The following is a 17,451-nucleotide window of genomic DNA, read 5'->3' as shown; positions in this document are numbered from 1 at the left end:
CATCAACCCACCCAGCCCTTGAATCATGAAGTCATAGCCGGCACGGGTTGCATAAGGGCCGGTCTGGCCAAAGCCGGTGATCGAGCAATAGATCAGCTCCGGATTAATCTCCTTGAGCGACTCGTAATCCAAGCCATAAGCCGCCAAGCCACCCACTTTAAAGTTTTCGATCAGAATGTCCGACTTGGCAGCCAGATCACGCACCAGCTTCTGCCCCTCTGGCTTGGTGAAGTCGATGGTCACCGACTCCTTGTTCCGGTTGGCGGACAGGTAGTAAGCCGCCTCACTGGTGTTCTCACCATAAGCATCCTTGAGAAAAGGTGGCCCCCAGGCGCGCGTGTCATCACCATTGCCCGGCCTTTCGACCTTGATCACCTCGGCCCCGAGGTCCGCAAGTATCTGCCCGGACCAAGGGCCCGCCAGTACTCGCGATAAATCCAGTACCCGCAGATGCGAAAGCGCGCCCATGTCCGTGCTCCTATTAATAGAAGGCCTGAAGACCGGTTTGTGCGCGCCCCAGGATCAAGGCATGCACGTCATGCGTGCCTTCATAGGTGTTGACCACCTCCAGGTTGACCAGATGACGCGCCACCCCAAACTCGTCGGAGATGCCATTGCCACCCAGCATGTCCCGAGCCATGCGCGCGATATCCAGGGACTTGCCGCAAGAGTTGCGCTTCATGATCGAAGTAATCTCGACCGCCGCCGTGCCTTCATCCTTCATTCGGCCCAGGCGCAGACAACCTTGCAGCGCCAACGTGATCTCGGTCTGCATGTCGGCCAGCTTCTTCTGGATCAACTGCGTGGCCGCCAACGGGCGACCAAACTGCTGACGATCAAGGGTGTACTGGCGCGCGGTATGCCAGCAGAACTCCGCAGCCCCCAGCGCGCCCCAGGAGATGCCGTACCGTGCCGAATTCAGGCAAGTAAAAGGACCTTTCAAGCCACGCACGTCCGGAAAGATGTTCTCTTCGGGAACAAACACGTTGTCCATGACAATTTCGCCGGTAATGGACGCACGCAGGCCGACCTTGCCGTGAATCGCCGGAGCACTCAGGCCTTTCCAGCCCTTCTCCAATACAAAACCGCGAATGTCGCCGGCGTCGTCCTTGCCCCACACCACAAAAACGTCGGCAATCGGGCTGTTGGTAATCCACATCTTCGCGCCGGTCAGGCTGTAGCCGCCATCCACTTTGCGCGCACGGGTAATCATCGCACCCGGGTCAGAACCATGGTCGGGCTCGGTGAGGCCGAAGCAGCCGATCCATTCGCCGGACGCCAATTTCGGCAGGTACTTTTGCTTTTGCGCTTCGGTACCGAATTCATTGATCGGCACCATGACCAATGAGGACTGCACACTCATCATCGAGCGATAACCGGAATCGACACGCTCGACTTCACGGGCAATCAACCCATAGCTGACGTAGTTCAAGCCACTGCCACCGTATTGCTCGGGAATCATGGCGCCCAGCAAACCGGTTTCGCCCATCTCGCGGAAGATCGCGGGGTCGGTCTTTTCATGACGGAAAGCTTCAAGCACACGGGGAGCCAACTTGTCCCGAGCAAATTGCTCGGCACTGTCACGCACCATGCGCTCTTCTTCGGTGAGCTGTTGATCCAGCAACAGCGGATCGATCCAGTTGAAGCTTGCCTTGCCAGCCATGAATAAGTCCTCACGAAAAGAATCAAAACGTCGTGCAGGCAGACTAGGCCGGGGCGACGCAGAGGGCAAACGAGGTTTCTGCATGAGCTTGTGCTAATTTCTCACTTCGTGATGCCTTGAGAGGCCAAAAACGCGCCTTATCTGTGAGAACAATGTATATGCGCAGGAAAATCCCCAGCACCACCGCACTTGTCAGCTTTGAAGCAGCGGCCCGCCATGAGAGCTTCACCAAGGCGGCGCAGGAGCTTTCCATCACTCAAGGCGCTATCTGCCGACAGATCGCCAGCCTTGAAGAGTTTTTGAGTGTCGAGCTGTTTCGACGCTCGCGGCGCGGGGTAAAACTGACCGAGGCTGGGCTGTCCTATAGCCGCAGGGTGGCTACGCAACTGGATGCAGTCGAACGCGACACGCTGTCAGTCATGGGTCAACAGGGCGCGAATGTCATCGAACTCGCCGTGGTACCGACTTTCGGCACCCAATGGCTGATCCCGCGCCTGAAAGACTTTCAACAGCGGCACCCGGAAGTAACGGTCAACCTGACCAACCGCACGCGCCCCTTTCTGTTTGCCGACACCGAGTTCGACGCTGCGATCTATTTCGGCGATGCCGACTGGTCCGGCACCGAATCCCACAGGCTCATGGGTGAAAACCCTGCTCCCGTGTGCAGCCCACGCTTGCTCGGCGACCGCACACACTTGACCCCTCAGGAAATTGCCGACCAGCCTCTGCTGCAGCAGACAACGCGCCCTTATGCCTGGCGTCAGTGGTTCAACGCCCAACAGATGAGCGTTCCCCGCGACATGACAGGCCCGCGTTACGAGCTATTCTCGATGCTGTCCCAGGCGGCAATGCATGACATGGGCATTGCATTGATCCCGCCCTTCCTGATCCAGCGAGAGTTGAAAGAGCAACACCTGGTGATCGCGAGCCATCAAACCCTGCGCAGCGACAAGGCGTATTACCTGATGATTCCGGAACGAAAGGTCGAATCCGCGTCCTTGCAAGCATTCCGCGATTGGCTCATCGAGCAATCTCGGCGCTACGACCCCGATATTTAAGGCTAATCCACATTAGTTGACCCTGTAGTCAGTTAAATAAAAGCACTACAGATATACGTGGATGTCGCATTTAAACAGACTGTACCTGCTGAACAAAAAAGAGGCGCAAAGCCATGAACGATACGGCTTGCAGCGACTATCACGGTTCAATAACCGACTATTCACATTGACGATGGAAAAACCGAGCATTACTTCATACAAGCCCTTAAATACCTGTATTTAAAGAGGTTATTTCGGCGCATTGCGACAATCAGTCACAGGGTGACTTGTAGTTAATTTTTCGTCACCCGTCATAATCCCTTGAAGGCCGTAAAGTTCGCCTGCAAAATGCCGCGCCCCGCTGTCATTTCAGCGGGATCGTGCTGATCGGCCGCCCCAGCTGCGCCACTCACGGCGCACTGGCCTTTTTACAAAAAGATCAAAAGCAAAAAGATCATGCAGGAGATTTGACGTGCACATTGGTGTTCCTCTCGAAACCCAGACCGGTGAAACGCGGGTGGCTGCCACCCCGGAAACCATCAAGAAGCTGATCGGCCAGGGCCATAAGGTCACTGTACAAAGCGGCGCAGGCATCAAAGCCAGCATCGTCGACAGTGCCTATGAAACAGCAGGCGCAACCATTGGCAGTGCCAACGATGCGTTTGGCGCCGAACTGATCCTCAAGGTGGTTGCTCCCAGCGACAGCGAACTGGCGCTGCTCAAAAGCGGCACCGTATTGGTGGGCATGCTCAACCCGTTCAGCAACGAAACCATTGCCAAGCTCGCAGAGCGCGGCATCACGGCTTTCGCTCTCGAAGCTGCGCCACGTACCTCGCGGGCCCAGAGCCTGGATGTGCTGTCCTCCCAAGCCAACATCGCCGGCTATAAAGCGGTGTTGCTGGCGGCTCATCACTACCCGCGCTTCATGCCGATGTTGATGACCGCCGCAGGCACAGTTAAAGCGGCCCGCGTGCTGATCCTTGGCGCGGGCGTCGCAGGTTTGCAGGCCATCGCCACGGCGAAACGCCTGGGTGCGGTGATCGAAGCCTCTGATGTGCGCCCGGCGGTGAAGGAACAGATCGAATCCCTCGGCGCCAAGTTCGTTGACGTGCCTTACGAAACCGATGAGGAACGTGAATGCGCGGTCGGCGTTGGCGGATACGCGCGCCCGATGCCAAGCAGCTGGATGCAGCGCCAGGCCCTGGCTGTGCATGAGCGCGCCAAACAGGCCGACATCGTCATCACCACCGCCCTGATCCCGGGCCGCAAGGCGCCGACCTTGCTCAGCGCCGACACTGTCGCGCAGATGAAGCCCGGCTCGGTGGTCATCGACCTCGCCGCCGCGCAAGGCGGCAACTGCCCGCTGACCGTCGCCGACCAGGTGGTGGTGGAAAACGGCGTAATCATTTGCGGCCCCACCAACCTGGCCGGCGCCGTGGCAGCCGATGCGTCGGCCTTGTATGCGCGCAACCTGCTGGACTTCCTGAAGCTGGTCTTCACCAAGGAAGGGCAGTTTGAAATCAACCTCGAAGACGACATCGTCGCCGCGTGCCTGATGTGCCGCGACGGCCAAGTCATCCGCAAAAACGCCTAAGCAGGGATTCAGACGATGGAAGAGCTTATCTCCCCCGGTATCTACAACCTGATCATCTTTGTGCTGGCGATTTATGTCGGTTACCACGTGGTCTGGAACGTGACGCCCGCGCTGCACACGCCTTTGATGGCCGTGACCAACGCCATTTCGGCCATCGTGATCGTCGGCGCCATGCTCGCCGCCGCCCTCACAGTCACACCGCTGGGCAAGACCATGGGCACCCTGGCCGTGGCCCTGGCGGCGGTCAACGTATTTGGTGGTTTCCTGGTCACCCGGCGAATGCTTGAGATGTTCAAGAAAAAAGCCCCGAAAGTAAAAGAAGAGGCGCCCAAGTAATGAGCATGAACCTCGTCACGACGCTCTACCTGATTGCGTCGATCTGTTTCATCCAAGCCCTCAAAGGCCTCTCGCACCCGACCACTTCGCGGCGCGGCAACCTGTTCGGCATGCTCGGCATGGCGCTGGCGGTACTCACCACCGTTGGCCTCATCTATAAGCTCGGCGCTGAGCTGGCGACGGCCGGTATCGGCTATGTGATCGTCGGCCTGCTGATCGGCGGCACCGCCGGTTCGGTCATGGCCAAGCGCGTCGAAATGACCAAGATGCCGGAACTGGTGGCGTTCATGCACAGCATGATCGGCCTGGCCGCGGTGTTTATCGCCATCGCGGCTGTCGTCGAGCCGCAATCGCTGGGTATCGTCAAGCACCTGGGCGACGCTATTCCTGCGGGCAACCGCCTGGAACTGTTCCTCGGTGCCGCCATCGGTGCAATCACCTTCTCCGGTTCGGTGATCGCCTTCGGCAAGCTGTCTGGCAAATACAAATTCCGCCTGTTCCAGGGCGCACCGGTGCAGTTCGGTGGCCAGCACAAGCTCAACCTGGTGCTGGGACTGCTGACGCTTGGCCTGGGCCTGGCCTTCATGTTCAGCGGCAACCTCACGGCCTTCGCAGTGATGCTGGCCCTGGCCTTTGTACTGGGCGTGCTGATCATCATTCCAATCGGCGGCGCCGACATGCCAGTCGTTGTGTCGATGCTCAACAGCTACTCCGGCTGGGCAGCGGCGGGGATTGGCTTCTCGCTGAACAACTCGATGCTGATCATCGCCGGCTCCCTGGTGGGCTCCAGCGGCGCGATTCTGTCGTACATCATGTGCAAGGCGATGAACCGCTCTTTCTTTAACGTGCTGCTCGGCGGCTTCGGCAATGCGCCGGACGCCGGCGCTGCGGCAGGCTCCAAGGAAGCACGCCCGGTGAAATCAGGCTCGGCCGACGATGCCACTTTCTTGCTGACCAACGCCGACACCGTGATCATCGTGCCGGGCTACGGTCTGGCCGTGGCCCGCGCGCAGCACGCGCTCAAGGAACTGACCGAAAAGCTGACTCATCGCGGAGTGACGGTAAAGTATGCGATCCACCCTGTGGCAGGCCGCATGCCAGGGCATATGAACGTACTGCTGGCCGAGGCCGAAGTGCCGTACGACCAGGTGTTCGAGATGGAAGACATCAACTCCGAGTTCGGCCAGGCCGACGTGGTACTGGTGCTGGGCGCCAACGACGTGGTCAACCCGGCCGCCAAGAACGATCCGAACTCACCGATTGCCGGCATGCCGATCCTTGAAGCGTTCAAGGCCAAGACCATCATCGTCAACAAGCGCTCGATGGCCAGCGGCTACGCAGGCCTGGACAACGAGTTGTTCTACCTGGACAAGACCATGATGGTCTTCGGTGATGCCAAGAAAGTCATCGAAGACATGGTCAAAGCTGTCGAATAACACTGCGCCAGCGCAATACCCGAAACCCTGGCCTCCGATAGGCTGGGGTTTTTTATGAACGGATGAAACCGACCAAAGGCTCTAAATCGCCACTCGACATTCGACCATGGTAGCGGGCCGAAACTTTTTGAAATCACTACACTGCCCAACTTGCTTCCGCAGCCTGAGATAACCATTCATGTACCGTGATCGTATCCGCTTGCCTTCGTTGTTGAACAAGGTCATGAGCGCGGCAGATGCCGCTGCACTGATCGAGGACGGCATGACCGTCGGCATGAGCGGCTTCACCCGCGCCGGTGAAGCCAAGGCCGTTCCCCACGCCCTGGCCGAGCGCGCCAAGACGTCACCACTGAAAATCACCCTGATGACCGGCGCCAGCCTGGGCAACGACCTGGACAAGCAATTGACCGAAGCCGGCGTGCTGTCACGTCGTATGCCGTTCCAGGTTGATAGCACCTTGCGCAAGGCAATCAACGCCGGCGAAGTGATGTTTATCGACCAGCACTTATCGGAAACCGTCGAGCAACTGCGCAACAACCAGCTCAAGTTGCCGGACATCGCCGTGATCGAAGCCGTTGCAATCACCGAACAAGGCCACATCGTGCCCACCACCTCGGTGGGCAACTCCGCCAGCTTCGCGATTTTTGCCAAACAAGTAATCGTCGAGATCAATCTGGCGCACAACCCGAACCTTGAGGGGCTGCACGACATTTATATCCCTTCCTACCGGCCAACCCGCACGCCGATTCCGCTGGTCAAGGTCGACGATCGTATTGGCAGCCCGGCGATTCCCATCCCGCCCGAGAAAATCGTCGCCATCGTGATCACCAACCAGGCCGACTCTGCCTCCACCGTGACGCCACCCGACAGCGACACCCAGGGCATCGCCAACCACCTGATCAACTTTCTGAAACAGGAAGTAGAGGCCGGGCGCATGACCAACAAGCTCGGCCCGCTGCAGGCCGGTATCGGCAACATCGCAAACGCAGTGATGTGCGGCTTGATTGACTCGCCGTTCGAAGACTTGACCATGTATTCGGAAGTGCTGCAGGACTCCACGTTCGACCTGATCGACGCGGGCAAGCTGAGCTTCGCCTCCGGCAGCTCGATTACCCTGTCGGAACGACGCAATGCCGATGTGTTCGGCAATCTTGCGCACTACAAGGACAAGCTGGTGCTGCGCCCGCAGGAAATCTCCAACCATCCTGAAGTGGTGCGCCGCCTGGGCATCATCGGCATCAATACAGCGCTGGAATTCGATATCTACGGCAACGTGAATTCCACCCATGTCTGCGGCACGCGGATGATGAACGGTATTGGCGGCTCCGGGGACTTTGCGCGCAATGCGCACCTGGCGATCTTCGTCACCAAGTCGATTGCCAAAGGCGGCGCGATTTCCAGCGTAGTGCCGATGGTCAGCCATGTGGACCACACCGAGCATGACGTCGACATCCTGGTGACCGAAGTGGGCCTGGCGGACCTGCGTGGCCTGGCGCCACGCGAGCGGGCCCGAGTGATCATCGACAACTGCGTGCACCCAGCGTATCGCGACGCGCTGAACGGTTACTTCGTTGCCGCCTGCGCTATCGGCGGGCATACCCCGCATATCCTGCGCGACGCACTGAGCTGGCACATTAACCTGGAAGAAACCGGGCACATGCTCAAGGCTTGATCGATACACGACCGGGTCGATACCTATACAGTTGTATCGACCCGGTGCATTGATCGGCAGCTCTATCAAAAACTGTACTGCTGTACCGGTCATTTCCTACGGAAATATCCCACGATCCCCATCACAAAAGCCCATTTCGCACCGTTTAAGTGCGCACAGGTACAGTTGCCCCAATTTCGTACCGTACAGCCTCTACAAACAGTTAACTGGCCCCTCACAATACAGGTGAACTGTATCTAGAGACTCTTGCGTGCGAAGAGGATCATTGGCATCAGTTAAACCACTACCTAATCCCGCCACAAGCGGAAGGATGTCATCATGGAACGTACACTCAGTTCCGAACTGTTCTTCGAAGAAAAAGCTGTTAACACCCAGGCCTCCCTGCCTCTGCGCGTTCTCGCCAACCTGATGTTGTGGCAGCGCCGCATCTCCAGCCGCCACCAGTTGGCTCGCCTGGATTCGCGTCTGCTGGCTGACGCCGGTATCAGCGAAGCTCAACGCTACGAAGAGCTGAGCAAGCCGTTCTGGCGCTGATTGGCGCTCGCTGGCCCTGACCCGCCGGGTCCACCGCCAGCACTCTGATTTGTCAAAGCAAAGCCCGCCCCGGGTAACCGGAGGCGGGCTTTGTTGTATCTGGATAAATGAAACTGAAAACGGCAGCCTTCTTCCGGACAGGTACAGTTTTTACATTTCAGAATATAACCATAACAGTTAACCACAGGCTTCCGAATGAGCAAGCGGTGACCTAATATCCAGTCACCACGTGGCGAACCTTGTAGAACGGGCGTCAGATGCCCAATTGCCCAACGTCCGTTTCACTGTGGCCGTTCTGTGCCACCTTATTTGCTCATCTACAGGAGTTACCCCATGTCCCGTCTTCGCCTGCTGTGCACCGCCGCCCTGTTGGCCGTTGCTGCCAACGCCAACGCGAGCAGCTTTATCGTCACCACCGATTCGATCGTTGGCGCACTAAAAGCCACCTCCGACGCCACTTCCGATGCCACGTCTTCCCTGCGCGACAACAAGGTGGTGCGAGCCGCCCGTGACGACGCGGCCAGCTTTGTTGCCAGCGAAGGCGCCATCCGTGGCGTGAAACTGGAAAGCGCCCTGGCGCAGATCCGCCAACAGGCGCCGCAATTGACCACCGCCACTGACGCTCAATTGGCCCAGGCCATCCTGGCGATCTAACGCCAGGGGCAAGCAGGGAGAGCCAGTCAGTGCACTGGCTCTCACCCGGTCATTGCGCTAGCCTTGGCGCTCGTTTTCGGTTGTCGAGTGCCATGGTTTTTTCATACCGCCTGTTGATTGTTCCCGTAATGTTCTGTGCCTGCTGGGCACCGTTGGCTTCGGCCTTGGATGTCTCCGTTCAGAGCACCGTTGTCAGCGCGTACGCCACCAGCAAGGTGACTTCCGCGCCGTTTGATAACAAGTTGGTTCGGGTTGCCAAGGATGATGCTGCTGCTTTCATTGCCACTGACGGCCAATGGCGGGGCGCACGCCTGGAGTCCGTGCTGGATTACCTGCGCCGCACCCAGCCAAAACTTCATGCAAGCGACCTTGAACTGGCGCAGGCAATTCTCGTCCAATAATCATCTTTGTATGTCCATCTTTGTCTTGGAGTCACCCCATGCGTAGCCCGTTGATCGTCGCCGCCCTCGGCCTGCTGTTTCTGGCTGATATCGCCCAGGCGCAAACCCTGAAGGCCACCAGTAACATCGTGGTTCGTGCTTCGGCGCGCACCATTGATTTCACCTCCGACACCACCACCTCCATCCGCGATTCCAAGATCGTGCGCCAAGCCCACGATGATGCCGCCAGTTTCGTCGCCACCCATGGCGAGATCCGTGGTGCACAACTCGAAGCGGCCTTCGACACCCTGCGCACCCGCGTACCGCAAGCCCGTGATGCCAGCGACCAGACGCTTGCCGAAGCTATCCTCGCTCTGTGAGGCGAGTCAAAGCCTGGCTCCTGGCCGGAGCTGTGCTGCTGTGTGCCGGTGCAGCCCAGGCCAGCCTGCAACTGCAGCTCAAAACCGATGGCCTGAGCCCGGCTGAACAGCAGGCCAGCCAGGCATTGCTCAATGAAGCGATGGGCGCCCTGCCGCCGCGCTTCATCGAGCAACTGGACCGCCGCATCGAGGTCGGCTGGACCGACAAGATGCCTGAAAACGCCTACGGCCAGGCCTCCCTGGTGTCCGAACTGGACCTGAACCGAAACCTGCTGGCCAGCCTGACCGACGGCAGCGCCGCCACCCGGAAAACCAACCGCCCCCACGGCACCGTGCGCCGGGAAATGCTCGCCACTGTGCTGCATGAACTGACCCACCTCTATGACCGTGCGCGCCTGTGGTCCAAAGACGAGCGCGCCCTGATTCAACGCTGCAGCCGCCAGAACAACATCACCGGCCTGATTGGCCTGCCCGATCAATGCCGTGGGCAGAACGACCGTCGCTTCACCCTGAGTGACGACCCTCGCCTGCTGGACCTCGCCGGCTGGCCGCAATACGTCGGTCGTCGCGGCGAACGCGAGCAGCACAACAACCAAGTGGTTCGCAGCCCGGATATCTACGAAACCACCAGCCCGCTGGAATTCGTCGCGGTCAACATGGAGTACTTCCTTCTCGACCCCAGCTACGCCTGTCGCCGTCCCGCGCTGGCGCGCTATTACAAGGAACACTTCGGCTGGGCGCCGCCCGGGCAGGATAAGTGCGGCAATGCCTACGCTTTTCTGAACGCCGGCAACGATTTCGCCAAGACACCGCTGGGTCAGATTGACCCGGAACGCGTGTACGAAATCGACTACCTCCTCGCCGAAGCCAACCAGAACCTGGTGAGCCGCTGGGGCCATAGCATGCTGCGCCTGGTGATCTGTGCGCCCGGTCGTCCCCGCGGGCCGGATTGCCGCCTGGACCTGGATCAGCACCTGGTGTTGTCCTACCGCGCCTTCGTCGGTGACGTACAGCTGTCGAGCTGGGATGGTCTGGTGGGCAAATACCCATCGCGACTGTTCGTGCTGCCGCTGGCCCAAGTCATCGACGAATACACCAAGACCGAACTGCGTGGCCTGGCGTCAGTGCCGCTCAAGCTCAATCGTCAGGAAATCAACGACACGGTCGAACATGCCGCCGAGATGCACTGGAGCTACGACGGCAATTACTTCTTCATTTCCAACAACTGTGCAGTGGAAAGCTTGAAGCTATTGCGCAGTGGCAGCGCGAATCCACAATTGACCGGCCTGGACAACATCACCCCCAACGGCTTGCTGGAGGTGCTCAACGCACGCGGGCTGGCCGACACCAGCGTGCTGGATGACAAGCGCGAAGCGTTGCGCCTGGGCTATCACTTTGACTCGTTCCGCGAGCGCTACCAGGCGATGTTCGATGTCTTGCGCAAGCGTCTGCCGATCAAGCAGACCCAGGTCGAAGACTGGCTGTCGCTGAATGCGCAGGAGCGCCGACAATGGTTCAGCCAGGCCGACTTGCGAACCAGCGCCGCGTTGCTGTTGCTGGAACAGGCCAGCTTTCGCAAACAATTGATGCTCGCCCAGGACGAAGTCAAACAACGCTACCTCAATGCCCGTGAGCTGAAAAACGGTGGCATGGAAAAAGCCAACAACACATTGCAGCAAATCCTCGCCAACAGCGGCTTCCTCAGTCGCCCCGCCGAGTTGCTCGACAGTGGCGGCTACGGCCTGCCGCAGCCTTCGGAGGCCAAGCGGCTGGAATCGGAAAGTGCCGAGCGCCAGAAGCAACTGCAATCGCTGACCGGTGAACTGGATAAAGAAGTAAGGGCGCTGCTCGATCCTTCCCGCGCTGCCGAGATTGCCGCTTGCGAGGCCAATCTCAAGCAAATGGGTGAGCATCTGCGAGCGTTGCATAAAGCGGCCGGCGGCCTCGAACTGCCGTAGATACTCAGCTAATCAAGTGATCCCAGTGTGGGAGGGGGCTTGCCCCCTCCCACACTTTTTATCTGCATAAGCCTCACGACCGAGTGTCACCTGTTTTCCCAGCGAAAGCTGGCTGAAAGCTTACCCGTCTAGGATCGCCCCCACTGTCGGCAATAGACCGACTGTTAACAACAACAATGGTGATTCCCGATGTCCGCCCGTACCCGTCTGTTTATCCCAACTCCCCCCGTACGCCTCGTGCCTTTCGTTCTGCGCTGACCCCACCCGGTTCGCCATTCCCTAGCCGCGCTACGCCTGGAGTATTCCTATGCTGACTTTCCTTGGCTTTGCCATGGTCATCACGTTCATGTTCCTGATCATGACCAAGCGCCTGTCTGCGCTGATCGCCTTGATCATCGTGCCTATCCTGTTCGCGCTGTTCGGCGGCTTCGCGCCGAAGATCGGCCCGATGATGCTCGAAGGCATCACCAAGCTTGCGCCGACCGGCGTGATGCTGATGTTCGCCATCCTCTATTTTGCCTTGATGATCGACTCCGGCCTGTTCGACCCGGCCGTGCGCAAGATCCTCAAGATGGTCAAGGGCGACCCGCTGAAAGTCTCGGTCGGCACCGCCGTGCTGGCCCTGGTGGTGTCCCTCGACGGTGACGGCGCCACCACGTACATGATCTGCGTGGCCGCCATGTTGCCGCTGTACCAGCGCATCGGCATGAGCCCGCGCATCATGGCCGGCTTGATCATTCTTGCCGGTGGCGTGATGAACATGACCCCTTGGGGCGGCCCGACCGCCCGCGCCGCCAGTGCGCTGCATGTGGACCCCTCGGATATCTTCGTACCGATGATCCCGGCCATGGCCGCTGGCGTGGTCGCGATCCTGGTGATCGCCTACATGTATGGCAAGCGCGAACGTGCGCGCCTGGGTGAGCTGCATCTGCAAGGCGACGAGATCGACCACAGCGAAATCAGCGTGTCGCAATTCCCGGATGCCCGCCGTCCGAAGCTGATCTGGTTCAACGGTGCGCTGACCCTGGCGCTGATGTGCACCCTGATCGCCGGTCTGTTGCCACTGCCGGTGCTGTTCATGGTGGCGTTCAGTATCGCAATGATCGTCAACTACCCGTGCCTGCAACAGCAGAAAGACCGCGTCGCCGCCCACGCCGGCAGCGTCTTGGCAGTGGTGGGGCTGATCTTCGCCGCCGGCATCTTCACCGGCATCCTGTCGGGCACCGGCATGGTCGATGCGATGTCCAAGAGCCTGCTGGCGGTTATCCCTGAAGCCTTGGGGCCGTACCTTGCGGTCATCACGGCGCTGGTGAGCATGCCGTTTACCTTCTTCATGTCCAACGATGCGTTCTACTATGGCGTGCTGCCAGTGCTGGCCGAAGCCGCCAGCCACTACGGCATCACCGCTGTGGAGATGGCGCGTGCGTCGATCGTCGGGCAACCGGTGCATCTGCTCAGCCCACTGGTACCCTCCACCTACTTGCTGGTCGCCCTGGCAGGTATCGAGTTTGGCGATCACCAGCGCTTCACCCTCAAGTGGGCAGTACTGGTATGCCTGTGCATAATGTTCGCCGCGTTGCTGATGGGGATTTTTCCGCTGTTCAGCACTCTATAATCGTACCGACTCACTCACCGCGCGGCGCTACAGTTCGCGCGGTCTAACACTTGCTCAAAGGAATACACATGGAATGGCTGACCAATCCGGAAATCTGGATTGCCTTCTTCACCCTGACGGCGCTCGAGATCGTCCTGGGCATCGATAACATCATCATGATTTCGATCCTGGTCAGCCGCATGCCCAAGCACATGCAGGCGCGCACCCGGATCTTCGGCCTCGCCCTGGCGATGGTCACGCGCATCCTGTTGCTGCTGTCGATCACCTGGGTCATGCAACTGACCGCCGACCTGTTTGTGGTTTTCGGCCAGGGCATCTCCGGTCGCGACCTGATCCTGTTCTTCGGTGGTTTGTTCCTGCTGTGGAAAAGCTCCCAGGAGATGTACCACGCCCTGGAAGGTGAAGACGAAACCCACGACGAGCCCAAAGGCGCCGGCGGCAAGTTCATCTACACCATCATCCAGATTGCGATCATCGACATCGTATTCTCCCTGGACTCGGTCATCACCGCCGTCGGCATGGTTTCCCATGTGCCGGTCATGGTCGCCGCGATCGTGGTTGCCGTATTGGTGATGATGCTGGCCGCCGGCACCATCAGCGAATTCATCGACAAGCACCCGTCGCTGAAAATGCTGGCGCTGTCGTTCCTGCTGGTGGTGGGGACCGTGCTGATCGCCGAATCCTTCGGTGTCCATGTACCAAAAGGCTACGTCTACTTCGCCATGGCGTTCTCGCTGGCGGTGGAAGCGGTGAACATCAAGATGCGCACCGCCATCGCGAAAAAGAAGAAGCAGCAGGATCCGGTGAAACTGCGCAAGGATATTCCGGGTCAATAAACCCGAGCCACACAAAAAACGGGGCGTTGATGCCCCGTTTTTTTCATCTGCAAAAAGCTGATTTCATGACAGTTTTGTTTCAATCCCGCGATCAGCTATGCGATGCTGGCGCAGAGCCCATTCGCCAACTACAGCTTAAGTACAAGACGTAGAACGGCACGCGGCAACTTTCCTTCGCTCCTGCTGGAGCGCACCTATACGGGGGGCCGAGCATGCTGACCTTGCTCAATCTGCTTTCCGCCGTGACCCTGCTGATCTGGGGCACGCACATCGTCCGTACCGGCATCCTGCGGGTCTACGGCTCCAACTTGCGCCAGGTCATCGGGCAGAACATGTCCAAACGCTGGCTGGCGTTTGTCGCCGGTATCCTGGTGACCGCCATGGTGCAGAGCAGCAATGCCACGGCGATGCTGGTGACGTCCTTTGTCGGCCAGGGCTTGATGAGCCTTACGCCCGCCCTGGCCACCATGCTCGGCGCCGACGTCGGTACCGCGTTGATGGCGCGAGTGCTGACCTTCGACCTGTCCTGGTTGTCACCGCTGCTGATCTTCCTCGGCGTGATTTTTTTCCTGTCGCGCAAACAGACGCGGGCCGGGCAGTTGGGCCGGGTCGGGATCGGCCTCGGGCTGATCATTCTGGCCCTGCAATTGATCGTCGAAGCTGCCGGGCCGATTACCCATGCCCAAGGCGTCAAAGTCATCTTCGCTTCGCTGACCGGCGATATCTTGCTCGACGCCCTGGTCGGCGCGCTGTTCGCGATGATTTCCTACTCCAGCCTCGCCGCAGTGCTGCTCACGGCAACCCTGGCCGGCGCCGGCGTGATCGGTTTGCACGTGGCCATCGGCCTGGTGATCGGCGCCAACATCGGCAGTGGCATACTGGCCTTTCTCAGCACCAGCATGCAGAACACCGCCGGGCGGCAAGTCGCCCTGGGCAGTCTGTTGTACAAATTGATCGGTCTGCTGTTGATCATTCCGGTGCTCGACCCGCTCGTACGCTGGATGGACGGCCTGGACTACAGCACCCAGGGCATGGTCATCACCTTCCACCTGCTCTACAACGTCAGCCGCTGCCTGATTCTGCTGCCCACTATCGGCCCGATGGCGCGGCTGTGCGAATGGCTGCTGCCGGAGCGTCCCGAGACCAACGGCAAAGCCAAGCCGCGCCATCTGGACCTGGCCGCGCTGAACACGCCGAGCCTGGCGCTGGCCAACGCCGCCCGCGAAACCCTGCGCCTCAGCGACCTGATCGACAACATGCTCACCTCGATGCAGGAAGTGCTGCGCGGCAACCAAACCGCCATTACCCAGCAAATGCGCAGCCTCAGCGATGACGTCGAGGCGCTTTACAGCGCGATCAAACTTTACCTGGCACAAATGCCCCGTGAAGACCTGGGTGAGCAGGACAATCGACGCTGGGCAGAGATCATCGAGCTGTCGATCAACCTGAAGCTGGCAGGCGACCTGATCGAGCGCATGCTGCGCAAAGTCCAGCAGCAGAAGACTTCGCAACGTCGGCAATTTTCCGAAGTCGGCCTGGAAGAACTCAGCGGCCTGCACAGCCAGCTGATCGCCAATCTACGCCTGGGCCTGTCGGTGTTCCTCAGCGGCGACCCGGAAAGCGCCCGCCAATTACTGCGTGAGAAACGCCGTTTTCGTGCCCAGGAACGTCGCCTGGCCCACGCCCACGTCAGCCGCTTGCAGCGTAAAATCGTGCAGAGCCTGGAAACCAGCTCCCTGCACCTGGAGCTGATCGCCGACATGAAGCGCTTGAACTCGTTATTTTGCAGCAGCGCTTATGTCGTGTTGGAAACTTCCGACACTGGCGCACTCTCTGCTGAAGATATTGCCGACATCACCCATTCGCCCTGAACGTACGCCAGCGAGCGAAGTCAGTTAACAACGGACCTCACTCGCCAGGAAGCTTGTTATGCGTCGCCTGTTACTCGCCTGCCTGCTCATGGGCTCGGCACACACCTTTGCCTTTGACCGCCTGCAAGTCGAAGGCTATACCTTGCCTAATGGCCTGCAACTGCTGCTCAAACCGGGCACCGAGCGCGGGCATGTGGCCATCCGCCTGGTCGTCGGCGTGGGCCTGGACGATTTCAGCTGCGACCAGAAAGAACTGCCGCATTTGTTCGAGCACCTGTTGTTCAGCGGCATCGACGGCGGTAACGAAGGCGACCTCGAAGACCGCATGCAAGCCCTGGGCGGCGAATGGAACGCCTACACCAGCAACGCCGACACCACATTTGTCATCGAGGCGCCCGCGCAGAACCAGCGCAAGGTCCTGGACCTGCTGCTGGCAATCATCACCCGCACCCAACTGACCGACGCCAATATCAACGCCGCCAAGCAGGTGGTCGAGCGCGAGGACGGTGGCCATTACTCCCACTTGCAACGCCTGCTGGACCGCCAGGATCTCGGGCACAACGCCAGCAATCAGCTGGCCGTCGAGTTGGGCCTCAAGTGCGCCGAACGCGCCGAGGTCAACCCTCTGACCCGCGACCAGTTGGAGGCGCTGCGCAAAAACTGGTATGCACCGAACAACATGACCCTGATCGTCGTCGGCGATCTGGACAAACTGCTGCCTGCCTACCTGGAACGCACCTATGGCCAACTCGACCCGGTAGAGCCGAGCGAACATCGGCCATTGCCGCAAATCCAGCAGGCCGCCGCCAGCCATCGTGACCTGATCCACGGCTGGGTCGGCGACAATGCCAAACTGCATTGGCTGTTCCCGGAACCGTTGCTGGACGACCAGCATGATGAAACCTACGACCTGCTCAAGGACTACCTCGACTGGGCCTTGTACCGCCAATTGCGCCTCAGGCACGGCCTGTCCTACGGGCCGTGGAGCGAGCGAGAAGTGCTCGGCGGCGTCGGCTTCCTGAGCCTGAACGCCGACCTCGAACGGGAAAATCTCGAGGAAGCCGAACAGGTGCTGGAAGACCTCAAGGCAGGGCTGCTCAAGGATGGCCTCGAACCGGCGGTGTTCGCGCGCCTGCAGCAAGCGGCCATCGCACGCCAAGCCTGGGCCGTACAGGGCAACAGCGCGCTGGCCGACTATTACTGGAGCGCTGCCGGCGACTATACCGATGGGCGCTTCAGCGACCCGGCCAAACGTATCAAGACCGTGAGCCTGGCCCAGACCAATCAGGCCATGCGGCAGGTACTGGAGCAGCCTGGCTACTGGCGCATCGAAAAACCGCTGCTGAGCTACAACGCCCTGAGCTGGATAGGCGCGGGCGTGCTCGGATTGATCGCTGTTGCGTGGGTCGCCCTACGGTTTTATCGCAAACGGATCGCGTAATGAGGCACCGAACAGCGGACCAAGACGTTATTCTGTCTGAGATT

The 17,451-nt window shown here is 59.6% G+C and carries 16 protein-coding genes (1 of these 16 only partly in view); 14 read left to right on the top strand and 2 right to left on the bottom strand.

Annotated elements, in window-relative coordinates; all coding sequences use genetic code 11:
* A protein-coding gene (locus BFQ04_RS27235) for a CaiB/BaiF CoA transferase family protein (RefSeq protein ID WP_065953427.1) crosses the window boundary here: on the bottom strand, positions 1-468 show its start. The gene continues 753 nt to the left of window position 1, outside the view; 468 of the gene's 1,221 nt are visible here — the first part of the coding sequence; it begins with the start codon at positions 466-468; the stop codon falls past the left edge of the window.
* Positions 469-481: 13 nt separating this feature from the next.
* Positions 482-1,663 (bottom strand): acyl-CoA dehydrogenase, encoded by a 1,182-nt coding sequence (locus tag BFQ04_RS27230; RefSeq protein WP_065953426.1) that lies wholly within the window; start codon positions 1,661-1,663, stop codon positions 482-484.
* Positions 1,664-1,821: 158 nt separating this feature from the next.
* Between BFQ04_RS27230 and BFQ04_RS27225 the strand changes: the two genes are divergently transcribed.
* From BFQ04_RS27225 to BFQ04_RS27160, 14 genes are all read left to right on the top strand, one after another.
* Positions 1,822-2,721: a LysR family transcriptional regulator gene (locus BFQ04_RS27225; protein WP_065953435.1), complete on the top strand. Its 900-nt coding sequence runs from the start codon at positions 1,822-1,824 to the stop codon at positions 2,719-2,721.
* A 451-nt stretch (positions 2,722-3,172) separates the two neighbouring features.
* On the top strand, positions 3,173-4,294 hold the full coding sequence (locus BFQ04_RS27220) for a Re/Si-specific NAD(P)(+) transhydrogenase subunit alpha (RefSeq protein WP_065953425.1): 1,122 nt from the start codon (positions 3,173-3,175) through the stop codon (positions 4,292-4,294).
* 15 nt (positions 4,295-4,309) lie between these two features.
* Positions 4,310-4,630: an NAD(P) transhydrogenase subunit alpha gene (locus BFQ04_RS27215; RefSeq protein ID WP_003187417.1), complete on the top strand. Its 321-nt coding sequence runs from the start codon at positions 4,310-4,312 to the stop codon at positions 4,628-4,630.
* The gene (locus BFQ04_RS27210; RefSeq protein WP_065953424.1) at positions 4,630-6,066 is read left to right on the top strand and encodes an NAD(P)(+) transhydrogenase (Re/Si-specific) subunit beta; all 1,437 of its coding nucleotides are present in this window, start codon (positions 4,630-4,632) and stop codon (positions 6,064-6,066) included. Before BFQ04_RS27215 ends, BFQ04_RS27210 begins: the two co-directional genes overlap by 1 nt.
* Before the next feature lie 178 nt (positions 6,067-6,244).
* Positions 6,245-7,738 (top strand): acetyl-CoA hydrolase/transferase family protein, encoded by a 1,494-nt coding sequence (locus tag BFQ04_RS27205; RefSeq protein WP_065953423.1) that lies wholly within the window; start codon positions 6,245-6,247, stop codon positions 7,736-7,738.
* 318 nt (positions 7,739-8,056) lie between these two features.
* The gene (locus BFQ04_RS27200) at positions 8,057-8,272 is read left to right on the top strand and encodes a DUF1127 domain-containing protein (protein ID WP_003187413.1); all 216 of its coding nucleotides are present in this window, start codon (positions 8,057-8,059) and stop codon (positions 8,270-8,272) included.
* A gap of 333 nt (positions 8,273-8,605) precedes the next feature.
* Positions 8,606-8,926 carry a DUF2388 domain-containing protein gene (locus tag BFQ04_RS27195; RefSeq protein ID WP_065953422.1) on the top strand — a complete coding sequence of 107 codons (321 nt, stop codon included), beginning with the start codon at positions 8,606-8,608 and terminating at the stop codon, positions 8,924-8,926.
* A 92-nt stretch (positions 8,927-9,018) separates the two neighbouring features.
* Positions 9,019-9,327: a DUF2388 domain-containing protein gene (locus BFQ04_RS27190; RefSeq protein ID WP_065953421.1), complete on the top strand. Its 309-nt coding sequence runs from the start codon at positions 9,019-9,021 to the stop codon at positions 9,325-9,327.
* Positions 9,328-9,365: 38 nt separating this feature from the next.
* Positions 9,366-9,686 carry a DUF2388 domain-containing protein gene (locus BFQ04_RS27185; RefSeq protein WP_065953420.1) on the top strand — a complete coding sequence of 107 codons (321 nt, stop codon included), beginning with the start codon at positions 9,366-9,368 and terminating at the stop codon, positions 9,684-9,686.
* Entirely contained in the window at positions 9,683-11,644 is a 1,962-nt protein-coding gene (locus tag BFQ04_RS27180; protein WP_065953419.1) for a DUF7844 domain-containing protein, read from the top strand. Before BFQ04_RS27185 ends, BFQ04_RS27180 begins: the two co-directional genes overlap by 4 nt.
* 307 nt (positions 11,645-11,951) lie before the next feature.
* On the top strand, positions 11,952-13,259 hold the full coding sequence (locus BFQ04_RS27175) for a CitMHS family transporter (RefSeq protein WP_017530601.1): 1,308 nt from the start codon (positions 11,952-11,954) through the stop codon (positions 13,257-13,259).
* A 68-nt stretch (positions 13,260-13,327) separates the two neighbouring features.
* Complete coding sequence (locus BFQ04_RS27170; RefSeq protein WP_065953418.1) at positions 13,328-14,095, top strand: TerC family protein; 768 nt, start codon at positions 13,328-13,330, stop codon at positions 14,093-14,095.
* A gap of 212 nt (positions 14,096-14,307) precedes the next feature.
* Positions 14,308-15,966 carry a Na/Pi cotransporter family protein gene (locus BFQ04_RS27165; protein ID WP_065953417.1) on the top strand — a complete coding sequence of 553 codons (1,659 nt, stop codon included), beginning with the start codon at positions 14,308-14,310 and terminating at the stop codon, positions 15,964-15,966.
* Between the two features lie 58 nt (positions 15,967-16,024).
* Entirely contained in the window at positions 16,025-17,407 is a 1,383-nt protein-coding gene (locus tag BFQ04_RS27160) for a M16 family metallopeptidase (RefSeq protein WP_065953416.1), read from the top strand.
* Positions 17,408-17,451 lie beyond the last annotated feature (44 nt).

This window comes from Pseudomonas sp. 37 R 15 (genome assembly GCF_900004865.1).
Classification (GTDB): Bacteria; Pseudomonadota; Gammaproteobacteria; order Pseudomonadales; family Pseudomonadaceae; genus Aquipseudomonas; species Aquipseudomonas fluorescens_AM.
Note: the sequence above shows the minus strand (reverse complement) of the source record. Positions and strands in the feature narration are given on the sequence as shown.

What these genes read in the sequence shown, in the direction of transcription:
- BFQ04_RS27230 (WP_065953426.1), bottom strand. Translation starts at nt 1,663, where the DNA reads ATGGCTGGCAAGGCAAGCTTCAACTGGATCGATCCGCTGTTGCTGGAT.
- BFQ04_RS27225 (WP_065953435.1), top strand. Translation starts at nt 1,822, where the DNA reads ATGCGCAGGAAAATCCCCAGCACCACCGCACTTGTCAGCTTTGAAGCA.
- BFQ04_RS27215 (WP_003187417.1), top strand. Translation starts at nt 4,310, where the DNA reads ATGGAAGAGCTTATCTCCCCCGGTATCTACAACCTGATCATCTTTGTG.
- BFQ04_RS27210 (WP_065953424.1), top strand. Translation starts at nt 4,630, where the DNA reads ATGAGCATGAACCTCGTCACGACGCTCTACCTGATTGCGTCGATCTGT.
- BFQ04_RS27205 (WP_065953423.1), top strand. Translation starts at nt 6,245, where the DNA reads ATGTACCGTGATCGTATCCGCTTGCCTTCGTTGTTGAACAAGGTCATG.
- BFQ04_RS27200 (WP_003187413.1), top strand. Translation starts at nt 8,057, where the DNA reads ATGGAACGTACACTCAGTTCCGAACTGTTCTTCGAAGAAAAAGCTGTT.
- BFQ04_RS27195 (WP_065953422.1), top strand. Translation starts at nt 8,606, where the DNA reads ATGTCCCGTCTTCGCCTGCTGTGCACCGCCGCCCTGTTGGCCGTTGCT.
- BFQ04_RS27190 (WP_065953421.1), top strand. Translation starts at nt 9,019, where the DNA reads ATGGTTTTTTCATACCGCCTGTTGATTGTTCCCGTAATGTTCTGTGCC.
- BFQ04_RS27185 (WP_065953420.1), top strand. Translation starts at nt 9,366, where the DNA reads ATGCGTAGCCCGTTGATCGTCGCCGCCCTCGGCCTGCTGTTTCTGGCT.
- BFQ04_RS27175 (WP_017530601.1), top strand. Translation starts at nt 11,952, where the DNA reads ATGCTGACTTTCCTTGGCTTTGCCATGGTCATCACGTTCATGTTCCTG.
- BFQ04_RS27170 (WP_065953418.1), top strand. Translation starts at nt 13,328, where the DNA reads ATGGAATGGCTGACCAATCCGGAAATCTGGATTGCCTTCTTCACCCTG.
- BFQ04_RS27165 (WP_065953417.1), top strand. Translation starts at nt 14,308, where the DNA reads ATGCTGACCTTGCTCAATCTGCTTTCCGCCGTGACCCTGCTGATCTGG.
- BFQ04_RS27160 (WP_065953416.1), top strand. Translation starts at nt 16,025, where the DNA reads ATGCGTCGCCTGTTACTCGCCTGCCTGCTCATGGGCTCGGCACACACC.